This is a genomic window from Micrococcus sp. IITD107 (assembly GCF_041927415.1).
GTDB classification, from domain to species: Bacteria; Actinomycetota; Actinomycetes; order Actinomycetales; family Micrococcaceae; genus Citricoccus; species Citricoccus terreus.
This window is the reverse complement of record NZ_JBHFFN010000002.1, coordinates 501,394-524,075: the sequence shown is the minus strand read 5'-3', so window position 1 is coordinate 524,075 and position 22,682 is coordinate 501,394. Positions and strand designations below refer to the sequence as shown.

At 72.0% G+C, this 22,682-nt stretch carries 17 protein-coding genes and 2 riboswitches; of the genes, 7 read left to right on the top strand and 10 right to left on the bottom strand.

The features are described from left to right. Positions 1 to 160: 160 nt before the first annotated feature. Positions 161 to 1,183, top strand: coding sequence for a TOMM precursor leader peptide-binding protein (locus ACEXHE_RS06770; RefSeq protein ID WP_374785188.1), 1,023 nt, complete (start codon positions 161 to 163; stop codon positions 1,181 to 1,183). A gap of 10 nt (positions 1,184 to 1,193) precedes the next feature. On the opposite strand, the gene ACEXHE_RS06765 is transcribed toward ACEXHE_RS06770, so the two are convergent. Beyond that, positions 1,194 to 3,368, bottom strand: coding sequence for an ATP-dependent DNA helicase UvrD2 (locus ACEXHE_RS06765; RefSeq protein ID WP_374785187.1), 2,175 nt, complete (start codon positions 3,366 to 3,368; stop codon positions 1,194 to 1,196). After that, entirely contained in the window at positions 3,369 to 4,376 is a 1,008-nt protein-coding gene (gene nudC / locus ACEXHE_RS06760; protein ID WP_374785186.1) for an NAD(+) diphosphatase, read from the bottom strand. A 110-nt stretch (positions 4,377 to 4,486) separates the two neighbouring features. Between nudC and ACEXHE_RS06755 the strand changes: the two genes are divergently transcribed. Beyond that, positions 4,487 to 5,836: a macrolide 2'-phosphotransferase gene (locus ACEXHE_RS06755; RefSeq protein ID WP_374785185.1), complete on the top strand. Its 1,350-nt coding sequence runs from the start codon at positions 4,487 to 4,489 to the stop codon at positions 5,834 to 5,836. A gap of 18 nt (positions 5,837 to 5,854) precedes the next feature. Here the strand turns inward: ACEXHE_RS06755 and ACEXHE_RS06750 are convergent, their stop codons facing one another. The 8 genes from ACEXHE_RS06750 to arfB all read right to left on the bottom strand — a co-directional run bounded on the left by ACEXHE_RS06750 (position 5,855) and on the right by arfB (position 18,315). Further along, positions 5,855 to 9,421, bottom strand: coding sequence for an ATP-dependent helicase (locus ACEXHE_RS06750; protein ID WP_374785184.1), 3,567 nt, complete (start codon positions 9,419 to 9,421; stop codon positions 5,855 to 5,857). Further along, positions 9,421 to 12,798 (bottom strand): ATP-dependent helicase, encoded by a 3,378-nt coding sequence (locus ACEXHE_RS06745; RefSeq protein ID WP_374785183.1) that lies wholly within the window; start codon positions 12,796 to 12,798, stop codon positions 9,421 to 9,423. Before ACEXHE_RS06745 ends, ACEXHE_RS06750 begins: the two co-directional genes overlap by 1 nt. A gap of 50 nt (positions 12,799 to 12,848) precedes the next feature. Further along, positions 12,849 to 13,265, bottom strand: a complete 417-nt coding sequence (locus ACEXHE_RS06740; RefSeq protein ID WP_374785182.1) for an MGMT family protein — start codon at positions 13,263 to 13,265, stop codon at positions 12,849 to 12,851. Beyond that, a complete protein-coding gene (locus tag ACEXHE_RS06735; RefSeq protein ID WP_374785181.1) occupies positions 13,262 to 13,948 on the bottom strand; it encodes a thiamine phosphate synthase in 687 nt (228 codons plus the stop codon). Before ACEXHE_RS06735 ends, ACEXHE_RS06740 begins: the two co-directional genes overlap by 4 nt. 5 nt (positions 13,949 to 13,953) lie before the next feature. Next, positions 13,954 to 14,733, bottom strand: coding sequence for a hydroxyethylthiazole kinase (gene thiM / locus ACEXHE_RS06730; RefSeq protein ID WP_374785180.1), 780 nt, complete (start codon positions 14,731 to 14,733; stop codon positions 13,954 to 13,956). Then, positions 14,730 to 16,115 carry an MFS transporter gene (locus ACEXHE_RS06725; RefSeq protein WP_374785179.1) on the bottom strand — a complete coding sequence of 462 codons (1,386 nt, stop codon included), beginning with the start codon at positions 16,113 to 16,115 and terminating at the stop codon, positions 14,730 to 14,732. Before ACEXHE_RS06725 ends, thiM begins: the two co-directional genes overlap by 4 nt. Continuing rightward, entirely contained in the window at positions 16,112 to 17,725 is a 1,614-nt protein-coding gene (locus ACEXHE_RS06720) for a bifunctional hydroxymethylpyrimidine kinase/phosphomethylpyrimidine kinase (RefSeq protein WP_374785178.1), read from the bottom strand. Before ACEXHE_RS06720 ends, ACEXHE_RS06725 begins: the two co-directional genes overlap by 4 nt. Further along, positions 17,716 to 17,810, bottom strand: a riboswitch (TPP riboswitch). It overlaps the preceding gene by 10 nt. A 61-nt stretch (positions 17,811 to 17,871) precedes the next feature. Next, positions 17,872 to 18,315: an alternative ribosome rescue aminoacyl-tRNA hydrolase ArfB gene (gene arfB, locus ACEXHE_RS06715; protein WP_356967750.1), complete on the bottom strand. Its 444-nt coding sequence runs from the start codon at positions 18,313 to 18,315 to the stop codon at positions 17,872 to 17,874. 74 nt (positions 18,316 to 18,389) lie between these two features. On the opposite strand from arfB, the gene ACEXHE_RS06710 reads away from it, so the two are divergent. From ACEXHE_RS06710 to ACEXHE_RS06690, 5 genes are all read left to right on the top strand, one after another. Beyond that, the gene (locus tag ACEXHE_RS06710) at positions 18,390 to 19,145 is read left to right on the top strand and encodes a 3'-5' exonuclease (RefSeq protein WP_374785177.1); all 756 of its coding nucleotides are present in this window, start codon (positions 18,390 to 18,392) and stop codon (positions 19,143 to 19,145) included. Between the two features lie 103 nt (positions 19,146 to 19,248). After that, positions 19,249 to 19,349: riboswitch (SAM riboswitch) on the top strand. Between the two features lie 65 nt (positions 19,350 to 19,414). Then, positions 19,415 to 20,479, top strand: coding sequence for a methionine ABC transporter ATP-binding protein (locus ACEXHE_RS06705; RefSeq protein WP_374785259.1), 1,065 nt, complete (start codon positions 19,415 to 19,417; stop codon positions 20,477 to 20,479). Continuing rightward, positions 20,476 to 21,156 carry a methionine ABC transporter permease gene (locus ACEXHE_RS06700; protein WP_336705296.1) on the top strand — a complete coding sequence of 227 codons (681 nt, stop codon included), beginning with the start codon at positions 20,476 to 20,478 and terminating at the stop codon, positions 21,154 to 21,156. Before ACEXHE_RS06705 ends, ACEXHE_RS06700 begins: the two co-directional genes overlap by 4 nt. Positions 21,157 to 21,262: 106 nt before the next feature. Then, on the top strand, positions 21,263 to 22,147 hold the full coding sequence (locus tag ACEXHE_RS06695) for a MetQ/NlpA family ABC transporter substrate-binding protein (RefSeq protein ID WP_374785176.1): 885 nt from the start codon (positions 21,263 to 21,265) through the stop codon (positions 22,145 to 22,147). Positions 22,148 to 22,458: 311 nt separating this feature from the next. After that, on the top strand, positions 22,459 to 22,680 hold the full coding sequence (locus tag ACEXHE_RS06690; protein ID WP_091693459.1) for a hypothetical protein: 222 nt from the start codon (positions 22,459 to 22,461) through the stop codon (positions 22,678 to 22,680). The last annotated feature ends 2 nt before the right edge of the window (positions 22,681 to 22,682 follow it).

The window sequence follows — 22,682 nt, the reverse complement described above, 5'->3', positions numbered from 1 at the left end:
GCCTCCATTGTGCCGCCGCCACCGTCCACCCGAGGACCTTGTCCCCATCCTGTGGACAGGCACCGCACCATGGTCGTCGCCCCTGACACCATGTGCTGAGGCACACCGGCTGCAGCCCCTGCCGGTGTCCGGCAGTGAACGTCGACCAGGAGGAGCGGACATGAGATTGAATCCCGGACTGCATGTGGTGCCGATCGGCGAGGGCACCGTCCTGATCGGCAGCGGCGCACGGACCGTTCAGCTCACCGACTGCACCCCTGCGGTCCTGCAGGTCCTGGAGCGTCTGGCCCACGGCGTGCCGGACGGGACGGAGGTCGAGCTGCTGCGCCGCTGCGGTGTGAAGGAGCCGGCAGTGGCACCGTTGCTCTCCCGGCTGTCCGAGGTGCTGGTTCCCTCCGCCGAGGAGCCGGGACCCCAGCTCGGGCACCTGCGGGACCTGCTGGCTGCCGATGCCGCGGCGGTGTGGGCGCGCGACGGCCATGCCGACCGGATGCTTGAGCGGCGATCCGGCTCCACGGTGCAGGTCATCGGGCTCGGCCGCACCGGCGCGGTGGTGGCCCAGGTGCTCGCCGCCGCCGGGATCGGCCAGCTCCTGCTCGTCGACCCACTCTGTGTCACGGTGGCGAACCTGGGAACCGGGTACCGTTCTGTCGATCTCGGACGAGTCCGTGCGGTGGCCCTGTCCCGGCGGCTGGATCCGGAGGACCGATCGCTGCTGGTCTGGCCGGCTGTGGGCGTGGGGCCCGCCGAACTGCAGGGGGACCTCACGGTGGCGGTCAGCCTCGGCGCCCTGGACCGGTCCCTGGTGGCGGCCGCCCGAGCCGCCGACCATCCGCTGCTGCCGGTGGTGGTGCGGGACGACGACGTGGTGATCGGCCCCTGGGCAGACCCTGCCCGGCCCGGCTGCCCCGAGTGCTGGGATCTGTGGTCCACCCGCACAGACCCCGCTCAGTCCGACCGCACTGCGGCACTGGCCAGCGCCCGTGCCGGCTGGGAGGAGACGGCGTTGTCCCATGCGGCCGGGGCGATGGCCGCCGGACAGGTGCTGGCCAGGGTCGATGCTGGACAGCAGGCAGGGGCCAGCGGACACGTCCTGCGATTGAGCGCGACCGGTCAGGCCCGGACGAGCACCGTGGAACCGCACCCGGACTGCGGCTGCCTGCTCGCCGCCGCCTTCTCCTGACGGACCCGGGTCAGAGGTGCCGGCCCTCCAGCAGCTCCAGGACATCCGTCCCGTATTTCTCCAGCTTGGACCGTCCGACGCCGGGCACCTTGAGCAGTTCCGCTGGCGTGGACGGGCGGGACTCGGCGATGGCCACCAGGGTGGCGTCGGTGAAGACCACGAACGCCGGGACGGAGGCCGCCTGCGCGGTGGTGAGACGCCAGGTCTTCAACGCTTCGAACAGGGCCTCGTCGTAGGTGGCCGGGCAGTCGGCGCAGCGGCCGATCTTGCGTTCGGCGCCTGTCTCCAGGGTCTTGCCGCAGGTGCGACATGTCACCGGGTGAGGTCGCCGCCTGCCGGCGCGGCCGCCGTCGGGAGAGCGTCTGCTGCCCTGGACCGAGCGCTGGGCGCCGTGGCGCTGGGAGGCCTGCGGGTCCAGGCCGGCCAGGAACCGGGAGGGCTTGCGCGTGGAGCGGCCGCCCGTGCCGCGGGCCAGGGTCCAGGTCAGGTGCAGCCGGGTGCGGGCGCGGGTGATGCCCACGTAGAGCAGTCGGCGTTCCTCGTCGATGTCCTCCTGGGTGTCGGCGAAGCTGATCGGCATCAGCCCCTCGGACAGTCCCACCAGGAACACCGCGTCCCACTCCAACCCCTTGGCGGCGTGCAGGGAGGCCAGGGTGACGCCCTGGACGGTGGGGGCGTGCTGGTTGGCGGCGCGCTCGTCCAGCTCGGCCACCAGGTCGGTCAGGGTGAACCCCTCGCCCCGGGTGGCGGCCAGCTCCTCGGACAGGGCCACCAGCGCCTGCAGGGACTCCCACTTCTCCCGGACCGCACCGGAGACCTCCGGGGCGGTGTCCGAGTAGCCCAGGGAGGCCAGCACGTCCTTGACCCGTTCGGGCACCTGCTCCCCGGTCACGTCCTGGGCGGCCCGCGCGGCGGCACGCAGCTGCAGGATGCCCTCGCGCACCTCCCGGCGGGAGAAGAACCGTTCGCCGCCGCGCAGCTGGTAGCCGATCCCGGCCGCAGTGAAGGCCTGCTCGAACGCCTGGGACTGGCCGTTGGTGCGGAAGAGCACGGCAATCTCCGCCGGTGCCACACCCTCCTCGATCAACGCCTTGGCCTGCTGGGCGACCCACCCGGCCTCGGCTTCGTCATCGGTGCACTCGGCGAAGACGGGAGCGGGACCGTGGTCGCGCTGAGAGACCAGCTCGAGCGGCTCGGACCAGCGGGGCATGGGGCCGCGGCGTCCGTCCGGTCCGGGCACGGGGACGGTCTGGGCGGTGCGCTCGGCCAGCAGCCGGTTGGCCAGGTCCACCACCTCGGGGGTGGAGCGGTAGTCCCGGACGAGCTTGACCACGGTGGCGTCCGGGTACTGGGAGCGGAAGTCCAGCAGGAACTTCGAGGTGGCGCCGGTGAAGGAGTAGATGGTCTGGGAGGCGTCCCCCACCACGCACAGCTCCTTGCGCTCGCCCAGCCACAGGTCCAGCAGGCGGTGCTGCAGCGGGGAGACGTCCTGGTACTCGTCCACCACGAAGGTGCGGTACTGGTCCCGGACCTGGGCGGCGATGCGCTCCTCGGTCTCCAGGATCCCCACGGTCAGCAGCAGCACGTCCTCGAAGTCGATCAGGTTGCGACTGGTCTTGACGTCCTCGTACGCCTGGTAGAGCCGGGCCACCATGGTGGTGTCCCACCCGGCGGGCATCTCCCGTCCGGCGGCGGCCCGTGTGTAGCCGTCCGGGGTGTGCAGGGAGACCTTGGCCCACTCGATCTCGCCGGCCAGGTCCCGCAGGGAGGCGCGGTCGGTGGTCATGCGCAGGCGCCGGGCGGCCTCGGCCAGCACCTGGGCCTTGTGGTCCACCACCTCCGGCAGTGCCCCGCCCACAGCCTGGGGCCAGAAGTACTGCAGCTGGCGCAGCGCCGCAGAGTGGAAGGTGCGGGCCTGTACGCCGTGGGCGCCGAGGTCCCTCAGCCGGGCGCGCATCTCCGAGGCCGCGCGGGCGGTGAAGGTGACGGCCAGGGTGCGGTGGGGGTCGTAGACGCCGGTCTGCACCCCGTAGGCGATCCGGTGGGTGATGGCCCGGGTCTTGCCGGTGCCGGCGCCGGCAAGGATGCACAGGGGTCCCTGGAGGGTGCTGGCGGCCTGGCGCTGTTCGGCGTCGAGTCCGGCCAGGATGTCCTGGGGGTCGTGCTGGGGGGAGGCCGGGTTCACTCAGTTCTCCAGGGTGCGGGGTTCGGGCAGCGGTCCACCGTACCAGTGCTCGATCAGGGCACGGGAGATGGAGGCGGCACCGGGGACGGTGACCTCGCCGGACTCGACCGTGCGGCGCAGCTCATCCCGGGTGAACCAGCGGACCTCGCGCATCTCGTCCTGGTCCGCGCGGGCGTCCTCCGGGTGGTCGGTGACGGCGGTGTAGCCCAGCATCAGGGACTGGGGGAAGGGCCAGGGCTGGGATCCCAGGTACTGAGGTGAGTGGACCACGAGGGCGGACTCCTCGTGGATCTCCCGGACCACGGCGGTCTCCGGGGACTCCCCCGGCTCCACGAATCCGGCCAGGGTGGAGAAGCGCCCGGGCGCCCAGGCGGCGTTGTTGCCCAGCAGCACCCGTCCGTCCCGGTCCGTCACCGTGACGATCACGGCTGGATCGGTGCGCGGGAAGTGCTCGGAGCCGTCCGCCGGGCAGCGCCGGACCCAGCCAGAGCTGACCGGCTCGGTGGGGGTGCCGCAGCGCGGGCAGTGCGTGTGGGTGGCGTGCCAGTTGGCGATCGCCACGGCCTCGACGAAGATCCCGGCGTCGCGGTCGGTCAGGGCGGCCGAGACGTCCCGCAGTCCGACCCAGGAGATCTGACCGGGGTCCTCCACCGGCTGGCCTCCCGCCTCCGGGTGGGCTCCCTCGGCGGTCAGGTCCGGCTGGTCGGCCACGGGGACCAGCACCAGTTCGGCGTGGGGCTGCTCATCCGTCCCGTTGGCTCCGGCGTGATGCTCCGAGCGGCCCATGTAGACCGCTCCCTCCGGCAGCTGCCCCTGCGGACGGACGAGCACGATCTGTCCGCCGATCACCGGGGCCCGGCCGCCGAGCAGCCACAGCACGCGGGTCTGGGGCTGTGCCCAGACGGTCTGCAGCCACCCGTCCTGCGCGCGGACCTCACATCCTCGGTCCACGTCTTCGCGGGCGAGGGGAAGCCGTCCCAGGGGCGGCAGGAGGTGTGCGGAGCTCATGTTCTCCACCGTACCGCCGACCCCGGACACGCAGTGGCGGTCTCCACAGCTGTCCGCCCACGGCGTGCCAGGACAGCACCGGCACGCGCGGTGCCAGTACCGTGGTGGGTGTGAATCGTACGCCCATGGAGCTCGCCGCCCTCGCCAGTGCCGCCATCCCGGGCCTGTCCCCCACCGGTGTGGCAGGGTCCCCGGATGATCCGCGGGACTTTGACGCCGCCGTCGTGTTGGACCAGGAGGGAAGCCACTGGCGGGTGCGCTCACCGCGCAACCAGGAGGCGGCCATGCGCCTGGAGACGGAGCTGCAGGTGCTCTCCGGGTTCACGCCTCGGGTCCGCGCCGGGCTGCCGTTCCGGGTCCCCTCGGTGGCCGGTGCCGTCCGGTTGGAGGGTCTGCGCACCTTCGTCTATCACGATCTCCCCGGCCGCGAGCTGGACCTGGAGGAGCTGACCGGGCTGGGCGAGCACATCGTGGCGGACATCGGACGGGTGATCGCCGCGATCCATGCACTGCCCGCCGCAGTGGTGGAGAACGCCGATCTGCCCTCCTACACCGCCGAGCAGTTCCGCCAGCGCCGGCTCAACGAGCTGGACCAGGCCGCCACCACGGGCCGGATCCCTCCGGTGCTGCTGCGCCGCTGGGAGAACGCGCTGGAGGAGAAGGAGCTGTGGGACTTCACCCCGGTGGTGGTCCACGGTGATCTGCATGAGGACAACCTGCTGGTGCACCGTGGCCGGCTGGTGGCAGTGACCGGCTGGACGGATCTGCACGTGGGCGACCCCGCGGACGACTTCGCCTGGCTGGCCTCGGCCGGTGACCAGGACTTCGCCGAGTCCGTGCTCGCCGAGTACACCGGGCACCTCACGGGTGAGGGCGGCACGGGCACCGCCCCGGAGATTCCCGGCAGGTCAGGTGCAGGCCTTCCCGACGACGACATCCCGGCTGATCCGTTCGGCTCACCTGCACCGGTGGTCCCCCGGTCCGGGCCCGATGAGCATCTGCTGCGCCGTGCCGCGCTGGCCGCGGAGTTCGCGCTGGCCCAGTGGCTGGTGCGCGGCATCAACGCCGGCGACGAGGGCATGGCCAGCGAGGCCCAGGAGATGCTGCGTGAGCTCCAGCTGGACGTGGAGCAGCACGGCGGTCAGGAGATCAGCCTGAGCGAACCGGTGCCGCTGCCCGCCGATGCCCCGCTGGCGCACGCGGGTGAGGACGTGTCCGCGGACGTCGAGTCTGAACCCGAGGATCTCGAGAATGACGACGAGGATGACGATCTCGAGGACGGTGCGGTGATCACCGATGCCGATGCTCGAACCGGGTCCCACGCCGCTGGTGAGGCCCCCCGCGCATCGACCGACGAGCCCGCAGAGTCAGCCGCCCAGACGGCGGAGCGCGAAGAGGCGGAGCGCTCGGCCTCACAGGCGGCCCTGGCCCGACTCCGTCAGCGCCACACGGACTACTGAGAGGTCGAGCCGACTGGCTCAGCGCAGCCGTGCCGGTGATCCCTCCGTCTCCTGACCGGTGGCCTGGCGCAGGATCTGTTCCAGCTCCTCTTCTCCGGCCAGGTGATGGACGGTCTTCTCGGTCCCGTGGGCCACGTAGACGAAGCTCGCGCTGATGTTCTCCAGCGGGATCCCGTGGAGTCTGGACCAGGCCAGGCGGTAGACGGCCAGTTGCAGTCCACGGATCTCCAGGGTCTGGCCAGAGGGAACAGCACCGGTCTTCCAGTCGACCAGTTCCCACTGTGCCTCCGGGTCGAAGGGCACTTTCGGGTCTCCCCCGGTGCGGTAGACGGCGTCGATCCGTCCGCGCAGGGTGATCCCCCCGACGGTCGTCTCCACCGCGGCCTCGACGGCGGCCGGGACGCGATCGGCCCAGCGGCTGCCCAGGAACCAGTCCTTCATGGGAGCCAGATCCAGGGAGTCGTCCACCCAGTGGTCGGCGGCGTCCTGCGGGTCCTCGAAGTCCAGCATGGCGGTGGCGCCGAATCGGTCCTCCACCCACGCGTGGAACGCGGTGCCTCGGCGCGCCGCCTGCGCGGGCGGACGCGGCATGGGGCGGCGCAGCTGGCGGGCCAGAGCCGTGGGGTCGTCGGCCAGGTCCACATAGGCCGAGGCGCTGAGGTGGCTGGGCAGCTCCACCGCTCCGGTGTCCTCCTGCCCCACGCCGGTGCTGCGATCCAGCACCCAGCCCACCTGACGGGCGAGCTCGGCCTCCTGAGGTGACCGGCCGTCGTCGGGACGGTCTGCGGAGGGGGCGGCCAGGGAACTGGCCGCGTCCAGCGGATCAGCGGTGGAGACCCAGGCGGCCGCGGTCTCCACCGCCGCGCGGCGGGGGCGGGACCGAGGAGGAACCGGCGTGGCGAGGGTGAGGTCCTCAGGGTGCTCGGGGTCCAGGACCACGACCTCGGGACCGTTGAGGGGATCGAAGGGCCAGATGGCGGCGGTGCTGCGCTTCGCGAACGGGTTGGTCTCCCCCGCGTCCTCGGGCTCGGTCCAGACACCCAGGGTGGCAGCGCCGGTGGTCTGGGCGAGCTCGTGCAGCTCGTCCAGGAACGCCGAGCGCTGGGTGGGCTTGGAGTTCTCTCCGCGCCAGTGGCTGCCGCTGAGCAGCAGCAGGGTCCGGGCCCGGGTGAACGCCACATAGGCCAGTCGCCGCTCCTCGGAGAGTTGGTGGGCGGCCACCAGGTCCCGGTAGGCGTCCGGGTACCCCTCCTTCTGGTGCTTGAGGGTCCAGGACTTGGCGGCGTCGGCCCAGTCGCGGCGCGTGGACCAGTCACGGTCCCACTGGGGCAGGCTCTCCCGGTCACCGCGCAGGTCCCAGGGCAGGTGTCCGGAGGAGGGGCCCGTCCAGAGGTCCACGGTGGAGCTGGGGAACTGTCCGACCACCAGTCCGGGCACGGCCACCAGGTCCCACTCCAGCCCTTTGGAGGCGTGGGCGGTGAGCAGCTGGACGGCGTCGGTCCGCGGCACGGCGCCGGATCCGACCAGGCTCAGTCCCTTCTCGTGCTCCTCGGCGGACTCGAGCCAGGACAGGAAGGCGGCCAGGTCGGTGCCGTGCCCGGCGGCGGCCTCCTGGGCGGGGCTGAAGTCGTCGGCGGCGTCCAGGAACGCATCCAGGTGGCGGCGGGCTGCGGCACCGGCGGCTCCGGGGCGCGCGGCGACCTCCACGTCCAGGCCGATGGTGCGCTCGACCAGCCGGATCAGGGTCACCAGGTCCAGGCTGGTCTGGGTGGAGAGCATGCGCAGCTCGCGGCGCAGGTGCGTCAGACGCGAGTGGCTCTCGGCGCTGAGGGTGCGGCCGGACCGGCCGGTCCACTCGGGGCCGGGCAGGAAGTCCAGGGCCTCGATGAGGGAGGCGGACTCGGCCTCCTCCTCCGGCGAGGTGTCCTGCAGATCGACAGCATTGTCTGCGGCGGTGCTGTTCGGGCCGTTCCGGGTCTGCCGGCGGGTCATCTCCCGGGCGCGTTCAGCCAGCACGGTCAGGTCGGCCGGTCCGATCCGCCACCGGGGGCCGGTGAGGATGCGCAGCAGGTGGTCCGAGCGAGTGGGGTCGGCGATCACCTGCAGGACCGAGACGAGGTCGGCCACCTCGGGCACGGCCAGCAGTCCGGACAGGCCCAGCACCTCGTAGGGCACGCCGGCGTCGTCCAGGGCGTCCATGAGCGCGGGGAACTGGCTGCCCTGGCGGCACAGGATGGCCCGGGTGGCGGGCGTGCCCTGCTCGGCCAGATGAGCCCGACCGGCGGCCTGGAGGGATGCGACGACGGCCCGGGCCTCGGTGACCGAGTCCGGGTACCAGTCGAGCCTGACATCTCCGTCCACGGCGAAGGGCGAGGGACCGAGCGGCTTGAGCTCGATCCCCTCCTGACCTGTCTGGCGCAGCGGAGCGGCCACGGTGTTGGCGGCCTGGAGCACGTTCAGGGAGTTGCGCCAGGCCACGGTGAGGTGCCGGACGGCGGCGGGCGCACGTTCGCCGTCTGAGGTGAGGCGGGGGAACTGGGTGGGCATGGAGAACAGCTGGCCAGCGGAGGCCCCACGGAAGCCGTAGATGGACTGGTTGGGGTCGCCCACGGCGGTCACCGGGTGGCCGTTGCCGTAGAGACCGCGGAAGAGCACCATCTGGGCGTGGGAGGTGTCCTGGAACTCGTCCAGCAGCACCACCTTGAACCGGGACCGTTCAGCGGCTCCGACGGCGGGGATCCGCTGGGCGATGTCCGCGGCGTGGCGGACGAGATCGCCGTAGTCCATGACGCCGGCTTCGGCCTTGGCCTGCTGGAACGCGGCGACGAGATCGGCCATGGCGGCCCGGGCACGCAGCGAGGAGATCAGGGCGTCGACCTCCTTGCTGGTGCCCTCGACCTTCTTCTCCGTGTACGGCAGGGACAGTCCGTGCTCCACGATCCGGTCCAGGTGCTCGCGGACCTGCTCGGGGGCGACGAGGTGCTCGGCACAGTCCCCCGCCAGGCGCATAATCCCGGAGACGAGGGTGGAGAAGGAGCTGGTGAGGAAGGACAGATCGCCCTCGTAGGAGCGGGCCAGGCGCGCGGCGAGCTGGTAGGCCTGGGCCTCACCGATCAGCTCGGTGTCCGGTTCGATCCCGATGCGCATGCCGTGGTCCCGGACCAGGGTGTTGGCATAGGAGTGGTAGGTCGAGACGCTGGCTCGGCCGGGCCCGTCCTCCAGGAGCAGCTCGTCCGGGTCGGCGTCCTGCTCCGGCGTGGGTTCGGCTGCGTCCCGCGGGATCTCCAGTCCGGCCTCGGCGAGCTTCTCGAGCTTGCCGTTGATCCGTTCGGCGAGCTCACCGGCGGCCTTGCGGGTGAAGGTCACACCCAGGACCTCATCCGGCTGGACGTAGCCGTTGGCCACGAGCCAGACCACGCGGTCGGCCATGGTGGCGGTCTTGCCCGAGCCGGCACCGGCGATCACGAGCATGGGCTCCAGGGCCGAGCTGATCACCTCGGACTGCTCGGGGGTGGGTGGGTTGCCGCCCAAGACCTGGGCGAGCTGCTCGGGCGTGTAGCGGGGGGCGTGCGTCCAGGTGCTCATCAGCGGCTCCATTCGGTGGTCTGGCGTCCCTGGCTGCACAGTGGGCACACCTGCGGGACACGGCAGAAGACCCGGCCGGGCGGGTGGATGGCCAGGAACCGGGGCCCGACCATGCGTTCGGCGGCGGTGAAGACCAGGTCCTGGGCCCAGGTGTCCTGCGGTCCGACGGCGTCCTGCTCCTGGACCTTGACCTTGGCCGTGGTGGCCCCCAGTTGGACCAGGGCGGCCCCTCCGGGCTCGTGGGCGCGCAGCGTTCCGGCGTCCGCGATCTTCTCCAGTGCCTCGTCCAGACCGCCGGCGGCGATGGAGGCCTGGTAGGCGCCCAGCTGGGCCTGGCGTTCCATCTCGGCGACGGTGGGGGTGGACTTGCCGGTCTTGAGGTCCACCACGAACGGGCGGCCCTCCGCATCGATCTCCAGGCGGTCGATGATCCCGCGCACCGTGACGTGCAGGTCCTCACGGTCCATCTCGGCGGCGAAGGGCACCTCCACACCGGCGATGCGTCTGCCCGTACCGGGCAGGGTGAGCAGGTACATGCCGAGCTTGGCCACCATGTGGCGCACACGGTCCAGGGCCTGGTCGGTCTCCCAGCCCGGTTCCAGGTCCAGCTCGGGCAGACGGCGTTCGAGCTCCGCCTGCAGGGCCTCCAAGGGTCCGCTCGGATGGGCCTCGGCCACGGCGTGGACCAGGGTGCCGATCGACTGGGCGGCGGTGGCCACGGGCTGGGAGCCGATCTGGTCCATGAACCAGTTCAGCGGGTTGTCCAGAGCGGCCTGCACGCGGGAGGGTGAGACGGCGATCCGTCCGCCGGGCTCGGTGAGGGGTGCCTCGGTGCTCAGCGGCAGCAGACCCCACCAGTGGTCCGGGGCGGCTCCAGGCAGGCCGGACGCGGCGAGCCGGGCCAGGGCCGCGGCCACCAGCGCCACGTGCTGCTGGTCCGCCCCCGTGAGCTCCTGAGCAGGATCACGGTGCAGCCGGTGGGCGGTCTCCTCGAGTTCGCGGCGCAGCCGGGCCACCAGGGCGCTGGCGGTGAGCGGGGTGGGCACGGCGGTGACGGGACGGGAGAGGATCCCCTGCTCCGCCTGCTCGGGGGTGGGGTGCCAGGGCGCGAGCAGGTCCAGGAAGTCACTGGGCAGCAGATCGGCCGAGGCCACACCGATCCCGACCACCCGGACCCGGGCACGGGAGAGGGCGGTGGCGAAGCTGCGCAGCTCGTCCTGCCGGACCTCGGCCACACGGGTGCGGTGGTTGGAGGTGGTGGCACGGCCGGAGGCGATCTCGGCGAGGTCGGTGGCACCGAGCAGCTGTCCGCGCAGGCGGGTGTTGGGCCAGATCCCGTCCTGCAGACCGGCCACGATCACCACATCCCATTCCCGGCCGGCGGCCGAGGCGGGGGTCAGCACGGACACAGACTCGCCGTGACGGGACTGGGCCGCCAGGGAGTCCATGGGCAGGTTCTGCGCCTCCATGAAGTCGGCGAAGGCGGCGGGGCCGGCTCCCGGGAACTGGTCCACGTAGCGTTCGGCGGCCTGGAAGAGCCCGACGACGGCGTCCAGGTCCATATCGGCCCGGCGGGCGGCGTGCCCGGTCCCGGTGACGGCGAGATCCTGCCAACGCGCAGGAGTGTCCGTGGCGTCCCAGAGGGCCCAGAGCACGGTCTCAGCGGTGGCTGCGGGATCTGCCGCAGCGGTCCGGCCGGCGCGCAGCATCCGCCCGATCCGGGCCAGGCCGTCACCCACCACGCGGATGCCCTCCAGCAGGGCAGGGTCCTCCAGGGCGGCCAGGAGCAGCTCGTTGCTGGAGCGGCGCCCGCCGGCGGCGCGTTCCTCGGCGAGCAGCCGTTGGCGCAGCTGGCGCACGTGCAGGGCGGTGGAGCGTCCGTAGCGGCCGCTGATCAGGTCCAGCACGGCGTCGATGTCCAGGGTGGGCTGATCCTCGGCGGGCGCCTCGGTGACCATGCGCAGCATCCCGAGCAGGGGTGCCACGGCGGGTTCGGTCTTGAGCACGGAGTCGCTGATCGTGCGGTCCACGGGGATGCCCTCGGCCTCCAGGTACCGGCCGAGATCGGCCACCAGGGGCCCGGAGCGGGCCATCACCGCGATCCGGTGCAGCGGGACCTGGTGCCGGTGGTGCAGCTCGAGGATCTGCTGCAGCACCAGCTGGTCCTCGTGGGCGGGTGAGGCGACCAGGTGCACGGCGGCACCGGTGATCGGGACCGAGTCCTCTCCCGGCTCCACGGGAATCAGTCCGGCGCGCAGCTCTGCCGTGCGCCGGTCCGCCGGGATCCGCCGGGTCACCCGCTGGTAGGCCTGCACCAGGTCCGGGGCCATCCGATGCCCGGTGGTCAGGGTGATGGTCTGCCCGCCTCCGGATCCGGCCAGTGCCTCGAACCCCGGCAGGGTCTGGGCCCGGACCAGGGCGTCCGGGTACTGCCGCAGCAGGTCCGGACGGGCGCCGCGGAAGCCCTGGACCACGGTGTCCGGGTTGGCGGTGGCCACCACGTCCTGCCCGTGGCCCAGCACGCCCAGCAGGGCGTGGATGGCGGGGGTGGCCTCCTGCAGGTCGTCGATCACCAGCACCGAGAGCCGTTCGCGTTCCTGCTCGGCCAGCTCGGGCTGGTCCTGCAGCAGCTGGCGCGCGGTGGTGATCAGCCCGGCGGGGTCGAAGGCCTCGGCCATGCCCAGATCCAGCCGGTCCCGGTAGTCCTGCAGCAGCTCCGCTGCGGCATCCCACTCCGCACGGCCGTGCCGGGCCGCCAGCTCCTGCAGGTCCCCGGGCTCGATCCCGTACTCACTGGTGCGGTCGATCAGCTCGCGGACCTCCTGGCGGAAGCCGCGGGTCTGCACGGCCTCGTCCAGCTCCTCCGGCCAGTCCGGTCCGGGCCGCTCCCCTGCGGCGTAGGTCTCCAGCAGTTCGGCGATCACGGTGTCCTGCTCGGCGCCGGAGAGCAGCCGCGGTGTGCGTTCCACCTGCGGCAGGAAGCCCTCCACCCGGGCTCGCCGGATCAGGTCGAAGGCATAGGCCGCCCAGGTCCGCACCGGTGTGGACGATCGGGTCCCCGCACCGCCCCGGTCCAGCCGCACGGAGAGGGCATCCCGCAGCCGGGCGGCGGCCTGGCGGGTGGGGGCCAGCATGAGCAGCCGGTCCGGGACCAGTCCGGCCTCGATCCGTGCCGCGGCGTACTCCACGGCCACGGTGCTGCGCCCGGTGCCGGGCCCGCCCAGCACCAGCACGGAGCCGTGTCCGGGCGACTGTGCCAGGTCCACCACGGCCTGCTGCTCGGCGTCCAGGGGCAGCTCGGCGGCCTCGGTCTGACGGGGGACGGTCAGGCGGAGGGTGGGCTGCTCGGCGGGCTGCTCGGGGGTCTGCTGGGCCATACGGTCATTCAATCAGCCGGGCCGGACAGGATAAGGATCCGCCCCGGAGATCAGCCGATCCGCTCCCGCAGCGCCCGCAGCAGCAGCGCGTCCTCCGCACCGGGTGACCACCGCGCGCAGGCGAGGTCCAGGCGAAGGTGTTGGCCGTCGTCGGGAAGGCCTGCGGAGGAGTGTGCGCGCTGGGTCGTGCCTTCAGCGCGCCAGTGCGCGGCGGCACGGGAGGCCAACGACGGCGGCAGCGAGCCATCCGCTCGCACCACCCGCCACCACGGGGTCCCCTCCGGCGCGCGGGACATGGCGCGCCCGGCCTGACGGGGGCCGCCGGCACCCAGCGCGGCGGCCAGACCGCCGTAGCTGGTCGCCTGGCCCGGTTGGATGAGGGTGGCCGCGAGCGCCAGGGCCTCATCCAGTTCGAGCGGCCCGTCCGGCCAGTCGGTGGGCCAGAGGGAGTCCGGTGCGCCGGTCACGTCCATGGGCGGTGGGCCTGGAAGGCGGTGAGCACGTCCTGCACCACAGCGCCGGGGCGTTCGGCGTCCATGATCGAGCGGACGATCGCCACGCCGGCGATCCCGGTGGCGGCGAGCGCGGGGACGTCTGCCGGGGTGATGCCGCCGATCGCCACCACGGGCAGGCCGGTCAGGGCCACCAGCTGGGGGTAGCCGTCCACACCGAGTGGGTCGCGGCCGGAGTCCTTGGTGGGGGTGGGGCGGAACGGGCCGGCGCCGATGTAGTCGATCACCTCGGCGAGCTCGTTCGCAGCCCGGACCAGCTCCGGGGTGCCGGTGGTCAGCCCGATCACCGCGCCGGCCCCCAGGATCTGCCGTGCGGCGGTGACCGGGAGGTCGGTCTGTCCCAGGTGCACCCCGTGGACGGCGGCTCCGGCCAGGCGAGCGGCGGCGGCCACGTCCGTGCGGTCGTCCACCAGCACGCGCGTGGTGGGGTTGGCCTGCTGGACGGCGTCCGCGACCGCCACGGTCAGGTTGAGCAGCTCCCGGGCGGTGGCGTCCTTGGCGCGGACCTGGACCACTCCGGTCCCTGCGGCGGCGGCCTCGGCGGCCACGTCCACAGTGCGCTGGCCGGCGCCGGAGGTGACCAGGTAGCAGCGCAGGTCCAAGGGGTCGGGGATGTTCATGGCGTCTGCGGGGTTCATGGGGTTCATCGTCCGATCTCGTCCAGGGCGTCCAGCAGGTGCATGCGGAAGCTGCCCGGGCCGGCGGCCCGTGCGGCGGCGGTCTCCCCGGCCAGGTCCATCCAGGTGGTGGCGGCGAGCGCAGCCTGGACCGGGTTCGGCTCCACGGCCGCGCAGGCTGCCGTCAGTGCCCCGAGCAGGCAGCCGGTCCCGGTGACGCGGGTGAGCAGGGGGGTGCCGCGCTCCAGCCGGAGTTCGCGGTGCCCGTCCAGGATCAGGTCCACCGCGCCGGAGACCGCCACCGCTCCCCCGGTCTGCCCGGCCACCGTCAGGGCGGCCTGGTGGGCGGCGTCCGTGGTGGCGCCGGAGTCCGCACCGCGGCCCCCGGTGCCCTGGTCTGCCAGGGCCAGCACCTCGGAGGCGTTGCCACGCACGACGACGGGCCCAGAGTTGAGCAGCTCCCTCGCCAGGGGCGTGCGCACCGGTGCCAAGCCGATGGCCGTGGGATCCAGCACCCACGGGCGGTCCTGCCGCACGGCGACCTCCACAGTGGCCGGGATCCCCTCGACGGCGTCGGTGCTCAGGGTGCCGAGGTTGATCAGCAGGGCGTCCGCCACCGTGGTGAGCGTGGGAGCCTCGATCGCGGTCTCGGTCATCATCGGGCGGGCGCCGGCGGCCAGCAGTCCGTCCGCCACGACCCCCATGGAGACGGTGGCGGTGATGCAGTGCACCAGGGGCGCCTGTTCGCGCACAGCGTGGATGGTGTGCTGCACGCGCTGCAGGTCCGGGTCGGCGGTGGGGGTCATGCCCTCGATCCTTCCGCATCGGCACCTCTGACGGCGACGTCCCCGGTGAGTCCTGCAGCCACGGTGTCGATGTCCGCGTCGAACTCCCGCGGTGCCAGCCGGGGTCCCAGGGCGGCGCCCAGCACCAGCAGTGTCCCGCCGAGCACCACCATGGCCATGACCGAGCCGTGCCGGCCCAGCAGCGGCTCCACCACCGGCAGGTAGAAGGGGTAGAGCGCGGGCAGCACCAGGGAGAGGCTGTAGCCCATCCCGTAGCCGGTGGAGCGCACCTCGGTGGGGAACCGCTCGGAGAGGTAGGCCGCCACTGGTCCATACGCCGCCACCGTCAGCACCTGCAGCAGTGCCGCCAGGGCGGCGGCCTGGACCAGGGAGCCGGAGGTCACGGCCAGCCACCACACGAACGGGGCGAGGGTCGCGGCCACCACGCCCCAGATCAGGAACAGCCGGCGCCGCCCGGTCCAGCTGGAGAGGTGCCCGGCGGCGGCCATGGCGATCGCCTGGAACACCGAGGCCACGCCCATCACCACGGACACCCCGGTGGCGGGCAGCCCGGCGTCGGTGGCCAGGCGGGCGGTGAGCAGCAGCACGGTGCTGTTGGTCAGCAGCCACAGCCCGGTCATCAGCAGGAACACCTGCCAGAACGCACGCGCCCACCGTCCGGCCAGCACGTCCTTCAGTCCGGCGCGCGGGCGGACCGGGACCTGGCTGGCCCGGCGGTGGAACACGGGGGCGTCGGCCACCTGGCGCCGGTAGTACAGCAGCATCCCCACGGAGAGCAGGGCGCCGAGCACGAACAGCAGTCTCCAGCCCCACGCGGCGTAGGCGTCTGGCCCCAGCAGCACGAGCAGCCCGGCCACGCTGAACGCGATGGTCGCCTGCGCCCACGGCGCCATGGAGAGGGTCAGTCCGCTCATCAGCCCGCGCCGGCGCGGTGCGGACCACTCCATGGCCAGGGGGATGGCCGCCGAGTACTCCCCTGCCACGAAGATCCCGCCCACGAACCTCAACGCCAGGATCAGCGCCACCGTGCCCGGGCCCAGCAGCTCATGGGTGGGCATGGCCGCGATCGCCAGCGCACAGGCGGCCGTCCCGCCGATCGCGATCCGGGTGGTCCGGGTCCGCCCCAGCCGGTCGGCCAGGCGCCCGAACACGATCCCGCCCACCGGCCGACCCAGCAGCATGGCGATCACGATCAGCGCCCCGGTCCCCGCCGCGGCGGCCGGCCCGGCCAGCACCACCATCGCCGGGGCGAGAGCGGTCAGCGGCAGGAAGACGTGGATGTTGTCGATCCAGTTGCCCACCACCCCTGCCCGCAGCGCGGCGCGACCTTCCCGCGGAAGGTGCGTGGCCGTCGTCGGGCCCTGTGTCTGCAGGGTGCTCACTGCCCGGGCTCGATCCGCAGGCCCTGGTCGAAGAACTCCAGCTCGTGCCGGCAGGCGGTCAGGTAGGCCCGGGCTGCCTCGGCGCGAGCGGTGGGCGAGGCCTGCTCGAACTCGCGCTCCACGTGGGCCAGCGCGCCCTGCGTGGCGGTGACGAACGCGGGGTCCCCGTAGGTGCCCAGCCAGGCGGCGTAGGGGTGCTCCTGGGCGACCTCCGGCAGGGTGGCCCCGGTCTGGGCGTACAGCCAGAAGCAGGGCAGCACGGCGGCGGCGCCCACCACACGGTCCTGCCCCAGCGCGGTGGCCACCAGGAAGTCGGTGTAGGCCCGGGTCACCGGACCGCTGACCGTCTCCAGCCCCTCCCCGAGCCAGGTCCGGTGCAGCTCGGCCTCGTCCTTCAGGCACCCGGCGGCGCTCTCGGCCCAGAACACCTGCGCCTGAAGTCCCTCGGATCGGGCGGCCAGCGCGGCCAGGGCGCGGGCGTACTGCCCCAGGTACAGCGCGTCCTGGGCCAGGTAGAACCGGAAGGAGCGGTCCGAGAGCGTGCCGTCCACCAGGCCGGTGACGAAGTCGCAGTCGGCGATCTGGGCGGTGATGGACTGCCCGGCGGCCCAGAGTGATGCCGTCCAGGGTCCTGCCGCGGGCACGGCGGCGTGGATCGGTTCGCTCGGGTTCACGCCCACCGTCACGGCGGCGAGCTGTTCCGGTGACTCCAGCGCGGCGGGCACGGTGTCCGGTGCCAGCCACGGTGTGGCCAGCCCGGCGGCCTGGAGCCGGCGAGCGCGGTGGGAGTGGTCCACGGGGCCGTGCCCGGATCCCACCTGCAGTGCGGCCCCGTGCGCGATCGACTCGTGCAGCCAGTCGGTGGCCCAGGTCAGCGCCGCCTCCGGGGTGTCCCCGCGGCCCAGCCGGGTGGCCAGGGCGGCAGCCAGTGAGCAGCCGGTGCCGTGGGTGCTGGTGGTGTCCAGTCGGGTGGACTCCACGGGGGTCTGCGTCCCGTCGGGCGTCATCCAGGTGTTGGTCACCCGGCGTGAGGTCAGATGCCCGGTCTTCACGACGACGGCCACACCGGTCTGCGCGGACCAGCGGCGAGCCTGGGCGAGGGCCTGCTGCTCATCCTGCGCACAGTCCTCACCGGTCAGCACGGCGAGTTCGTGGATGTTGGGGGTGACCACGGTGGCGCGGTGGCAGAACTGGACCATGGCCTCTTCGGCGTCCGGCTCCAGGAGTCGGTCCCCGCTGGTGGCCACCATGACTGGGTCCACCACCAGCACTTGCGGCTGGTGCTCGTCCAGCCAGGTGGAGACCGCGGCGATGGTCTCGGCGGTGCCCAGCATCCCGGTCTTGACCGCGTCCAGGGTGACGTCGTCGCTGACGGCTCTGAGTTGGGCGGTGAGGAAGTCGCTGGGCGGGGTGTGGATGGCACGCACACCGTGGGTGTTCTGTGCCACCAGGGCGGTGACCACGCTCATCCCGTAGCCCCCGGCGGCGGTGATGGACTTCAGGTCGGCGGATGTTCCGGCACCCCCGGAGGGGTCCGTCCCGGCGATCGAGAGCACCCGGGGAACAGCCGCAGTGCGTGAGGAGAGGTGGGCAGGGTACGAAGAAGCCACGAGGACATCCCTTCGCTAGTACGAACTAGATCAGGTTCCACGGGTCTGTTCTCAGCACCGGACAGGCGCACCCCGTGTCCGAGGCCCACCCTAGACACAGAGTGAGCTGGACCACGAATCCGGGTGGGCTCCGTAACGTCACAGGGTCAGTCGTCGCGGGGCTTGCGCCGGGCATCCTTGATCTCGGAGCGGCGCTGCTTGGCCGCCAGTCGGCGCCGCACCGATCCCCGGGTGGGACGGGTGGCCCGCCGCGCCGGGGGTGGTGGGGCCAGGGCCTCACGCAACAGCTCGGCCATCCGTTGGCGGGCGGCGGTCCGGTTCCGCACCTGGGCGCGCTGCTCGGAGGCCTCCACCATCAGGACCGTGCCGGCCAGCCGATGCTCCAGGTTCCGCAGCACCCGCTGGCGCTGGGCCTCGGTGAACGCCGTGGTGGTGGCCAGGTCCAGGAAGAGCTGGACCTTGCTGTCCGTGGTGTTCACGCCCTGCCCGCCGGGTCCGGACGAGCGCGCGAACTGCTCCGTGAGCTCGGCCGCGGGCACCACAGCTCCCCCGGGGATCCCGGGGCCGGGCTCGATGCTCAACGGGCGCATCCGTCCAGGGTAGGCGTGCACATCCCCCTGTGGGTGACGTCACGATGTCCGTCCCTGCCGGTAGCGTGGGCCAGGTGAGCTTCGAACAGCCTGCCGCCCCTGAGCCCGCCGCGCCCGCCACCGTTCCCCCTGGGCACGACGACGGCCCCTGGCATGAGCGATTGCGTGCCGGTTTCGATCTGGAGACCACGGGGCGTGACCCGCACACCGCGCGGATCGTGACCGCCTCCCTGGTGCTCGTGGACCCCACGGGTCAGCCGGCCGCCTCCTATGAGTGGCTGGTGGACCCGGGAGTGCCGATCCCCGCCGAGGCCGCTGCCGTGCACGGGGTCACCACGGAGAAGGCCCAGGCCGAGGGCATGCCCGCCCCGGTGGCGGTAGCCGAGATCGGTGAGACCCTGCGGGACATGTTCACCACCGGCATCCCGGTGATTGCGTTCAACGCCGTCTACGACTTCACGGTGATGGACCGGGAGCTGGTCCGTCATGGCTTGCCCCCGCTCTCCCCTGTCCCGGTGGTGGATCCGTATGTGATCGACAAGCAGGTGGACCGTTTCCGCAAGGGCAAGCGGACCCTGACGGACGTCAGCGCCCATTACGGGGTGCCCCTGCTGGATGCCCATACCTCCGCGGCTGACTCGCTGGCCGCCGTCGGGGTGGCTGATGCCCTGGCCCGGCGCTACCCGCAGGTCCGGGTGGCCCTCGAGCAGCTGCATGAAGAGCAGATCCGGTGGAAGGCCGAGCAGTCGGCCAGCTTCCAGGAGTACCTGCGCCGCAAGGACCCCGCCGCCGTGGTCAAAGGTGAGTGGCCCGTCCAGCGTGCGTTGTGACGTAGAGGACACAGTGCGCATGAGCGGGCCCCTCGGCCGCTAGACTGACTCGACGCGGCACGTTGCCGGCGTGAGACCCACCGGTCCACGCCCAGCGGACCGCATCCCATCAAGAGCGGCTGAGAGACCTGGATCGAGGACGCCGCAGCAACCACGCACCCCCACAGGGGCCGGCGCAGGTGCTACCGCCAGGAACGATGGAAGGAGTTTCCACTGTGTCTGACGTTGCCCGAAACACCCCGCCCGGCTCTGCCGCGACTGCGGCGCCGATGATCTCCATCCGGGGACTGCGCAAGCTCTACCCCCAGGGCTCGCGCACCATCACCGCCTTGGACGGCGTGGACCTGGAGGTCCCCGCCGGTGACGTGCACGGGATCATCGGGCACTCCGGCGCCGGCAAGTCCACCCTGGTGCGCTGCCTGACCCTGCTGGACCGGCCCACCGAGGGCAGCGTGTCCATCAACGGTGCTGACCTCGCTTCCGTCAGCGACCGGGACCTGCTGAAGGCCCGCCGGCGGATCGGCATGGTCTTCCAGCACGCCAATCTGCTCTCCTCCCGCACCGCCCTGGACAACGTGGCCTACCCGCTGGAGGTCACCGGCAAGGACAAGACCGCACGCCGGGCCCGCGCCCAGGAGCTGCTGAGCCTGGTGGGCCTGGAGGGCTTCGAGAACTCCTACCCCGCCCAGCTCTCCGGCGGCCAGCGTCAGCGCGTGGGCATCGCCCGGGCCCTGGCCACCGAGCCGGACATCCTGCTGTGCGATGAGCCCACCTCTGCCCTGGACCCGGCCACCACGGACGGGATCCTGGAGCTGATCCGGGGCCTCTCCTCCCGCCTGGGGCTGACCGTGCTGGTCATCACCCATGAGATGCACGTGGTCAAGCGCCTCTGCGACTCCGTCTCCCTGCTGGAGGCTGGACGGATCGTGGAGGGCGGTCCCCTGGCCGATGTGGCCTCCCGCTTGGACCACCGGCTCTCCGCGGCGCTGCTGCCCCTGCCCGAGTCCGCCCTGGACACCGAGGGCACCCTCGTGGAGGTGCTCGGCCGCGGTGAGAGCGCCGGCATCCCGGTGGCCAGCCTGATCGAGAACCGCTTCGACCAGCCCGTCCGGGTGGTCGCCGGGTCCATCGAGGACCTGGCCGGGGAGCGCTTCTCCCACTATCTGCTCTCCCTGCCGGATCCCGGCCCCAGACCTGCCGGTGCCGAAGCACCCGCTGATGCGGCCGTCGTCGTGGACTTCCTGAAGGAGTGGGACTTCCGGGCCCAGGTGCGCACACGCACCCAGCTGGAGGCCGCCCAGGACACCGCCCAGACCCTCGGAGGTGCCCAGTGAACTGGTTGACCGAACTGATCGAGAACCCCGTCACCACCAACGCGCTGCCCGAGGCACTGGTGGAGACCCTGCAGATGGTGGCGATCTCCGGAGTGCTGACCGTGCTGATCGGCGGCGCCCTGGGCGTGGTCCTGCACGTCACCTCCCCCGCGGGACTGCGCCCCGTGCGCTGGCTGAACGCGCTGCTCTCCGCGGTGGTCGTGAACATTACCCGCTCCATCCCGTACGCCATCCTGATGCTCGCGCTGATCCCGTTCACGCAGTGGCTGGTGGGCACGGCCATCGGGCCGATCGCCGCCTGCGTGTCTCTGACGATCGCCACCGTGCCGTTCTTCGCGCGTCTGGTGGAGACCTCGCTGCGGGAGGTGCCCTCAGGGACGGTGGACGCCGCCCGGGTGATGGGTTCCACGCGCGGTCAGATCATCCGCAAGGTCATGCTCCCGGAGGCCATGCCGGGCCTGGTCGCCTCGGTGACCACCACGCTGGTCACCCTGGTGGGCTACTCGGCCATGGCCGGTCTGATCGGCGGCGGCGGCCTGGGCCGACTGGCCTACAACTACGGCTACCAGCGCTGGGACCCCGGCGTGATGCTGGTGATCATCGTGATCATCGTCCTGCTGGTCCAGCTGATCCAGTGGATCGGCGACCTGATCATCCGCCGCGTGGACCACCGCTGACGGGCACGGCCCCGGCCGCACGTCCTGACCTCCTGCACACCCTGAACGTCCTATACCTCTGACCTTCCTGTACCCCTCCGCACCCTCGGCACGAAAGGCCAAGACCATGTCGAACCAGTCGAATCTGAACACCCCCCGCACTCCCCTGAACCGCCGCCTGCTGCTGGGCCTGGGCGGACTGACCCTGGCCGGCGCACTGGCCGCCTGCGGCGCCGGTGGCGGGGACACCGCCCCGTCCGCTGACGCCACCCTGGACCCGGCCAACCGCACCGTGGTCAAGGTCGGCGCCAACCCGGTCCCGCACGCCCGCGTGCTGGAGTTCGTGGACGAGAACCTGGCCGAGGACGCCGGGATCGACCTGGAGATCGAGGAGTTCGACGACTACCAGCTGCCCAACATCTCCCTGGATGAGGGCTCCACGGACGCGAACTACTACATGCACGAGCCGTTCTTCAACGCCCAGGTCAAGGAGAAGGGCTACGAGTTCGAGCACGGCGCCGGGGTGCACATCGAGCCCTACGCCGGGTTCTCGGAGAAGCACGACTCCCCCGAGTCCATCCCGGACGGCGCCACCATCGCCATCACCAATGACCCGGGCAACCAGCCCCGCGCCCTGAAGATGCTCGAGACCGCCGGGCTGCTCTCCGGGATCGAAGAGGACTCCGCCGCCCTGTCCCTGACCGACGAGCAGAACCCCAAGGGCCTGAAGTTCGAGGAGAACCAGCCCGAGATCCTGGTCCAGATCGTCCAGGACCCGCAGATCGACCTGGCCATCATCAACGGCAACTTCATCCTGCAGGCCGGGATGAGCACGGATGACGCCGTGATCGTGGAGTCGGTGGAGAACAACCCCTACGCCAACTTCCTGGCCTGGCGCGCGGGCGAGAAGACCCCGGCCATCGAGAAGCTCGACGAGCTGCTCCACTCCCCGGAGGTCAAGGACTACATCGAGGAGACCTGGCCCAACGGTGACGTGACCCCGGCCTTCTGATCCGGCAGGCACGCCCGCAGCTCCGGACCCGGCTCCGCCGGCTTCCCGACGACGGCCCAGCACCTCCCAGCACCACGCTGGGCAGGTGCTGGGCCGGCCTCGTTGTGGGGGTGCCGTGGCCGTCTGGACGCTGCCCCGGCGTTCTGCGTCACCTCTGCGACTTGTCGTACCGGCAGTCGGTACGCAAAGTCGCAGGCGTGACGCATTCCGGCAGGAGCAGGGCGAGTTCACGCCCGTTGCTGTGCCGTGCGCATCCGCGCAGTGAGGCCCAGACCTTGAGCGCCCCTCGCTCGAACGGTCATACTTCTGGTATGACCCTCACCACGATCAAGGTCTCCGCTGAGCTGCGAAACATCCTCAAGGGACAGGCCGCAGCTGCCGGTCGAACCCTGGGTGCCCACCTGGAGCAGCTCGCTGCGGACGAGGAGCGCCGACTGCGGTTCGAGGAGCTTCGGCGTGCCATGGAGCTCACCCCGCCGGATCGCCAGTACCGGGACGAAGCCGGTCAGTGGCAATCCGGGGCGTGGACGTGACG

What these genes read in the sequence shown, in the direction of transcription:
- ACEXHE_RS06770 (WP_374785188.1), top strand. Translation starts at nt 161, where the DNA reads ATGAGATTGAATCCCGGACTGCATGTGGTGCCGATCGGCGAGGGCACC.
- nudC (WP_374785186.1), bottom strand. Translation starts at nt 4,376, where the DNA reads ATGAGCTCCGCACACCTCCTGCCGCCCCTGGGACGGCTTCCCCTCGCC.
- ACEXHE_RS06750 (WP_374785184.1), bottom strand. Translation starts at nt 9,421, where the DNA reads ATGAGCACCTGGACGCACGCCCCCCGCTACACGCCCGAGCAGCTCGCC.
- ACEXHE_RS06745 (WP_374785183.1), bottom strand. Translation starts at nt 12,798, where the DNA reads ATGGCCCAGCAGACCCCCGAGCAGCCCGCCGAGCAGCCCACCCTCCGC.
- ACEXHE_RS06735 (WP_374785181.1), bottom strand. Translation starts at nt 13,948, where the DNA reads ATGAACCCCGCAGACGCCATGAACATCCCCGACCCCTTGGACCTGCGC.
- thiM (WP_374785180.1), bottom strand. Translation starts at nt 14,733, where the DNA reads ATGACCCCCACCGCCGACCCGGACCTGCAGCGCGTGCAGCACACCATC.
- arfB (WP_356967750.1), bottom strand. Translation starts at nt 18,315, where the DNA reads ATGCGCCCGTTGAGCATCGAGCCCGGCCCCGGGATCCCCGGGGGAGCT.
- ACEXHE_RS06705 (WP_374785259.1), top strand. Translation starts at nt 19,415, where the DNA reads ATGATCTCCATCCGGGGACTGCGCAAGCTCTACCCCCAGGGCTCGCGC.
- ACEXHE_RS06695 (WP_374785176.1), top strand. Translation starts at nt 21,263, where the DNA reads ATGTCGAACCAGTCGAATCTGAACACCCCCCGCACTCCCCTGAACCGC.
- ACEXHE_RS06690 (WP_091693459.1), top strand. Translation starts at nt 22,459, where the DNA reads ATGACCCTCACCACGATCAAGGTCTCCGCTGAGCTGCGAAACATCCTC.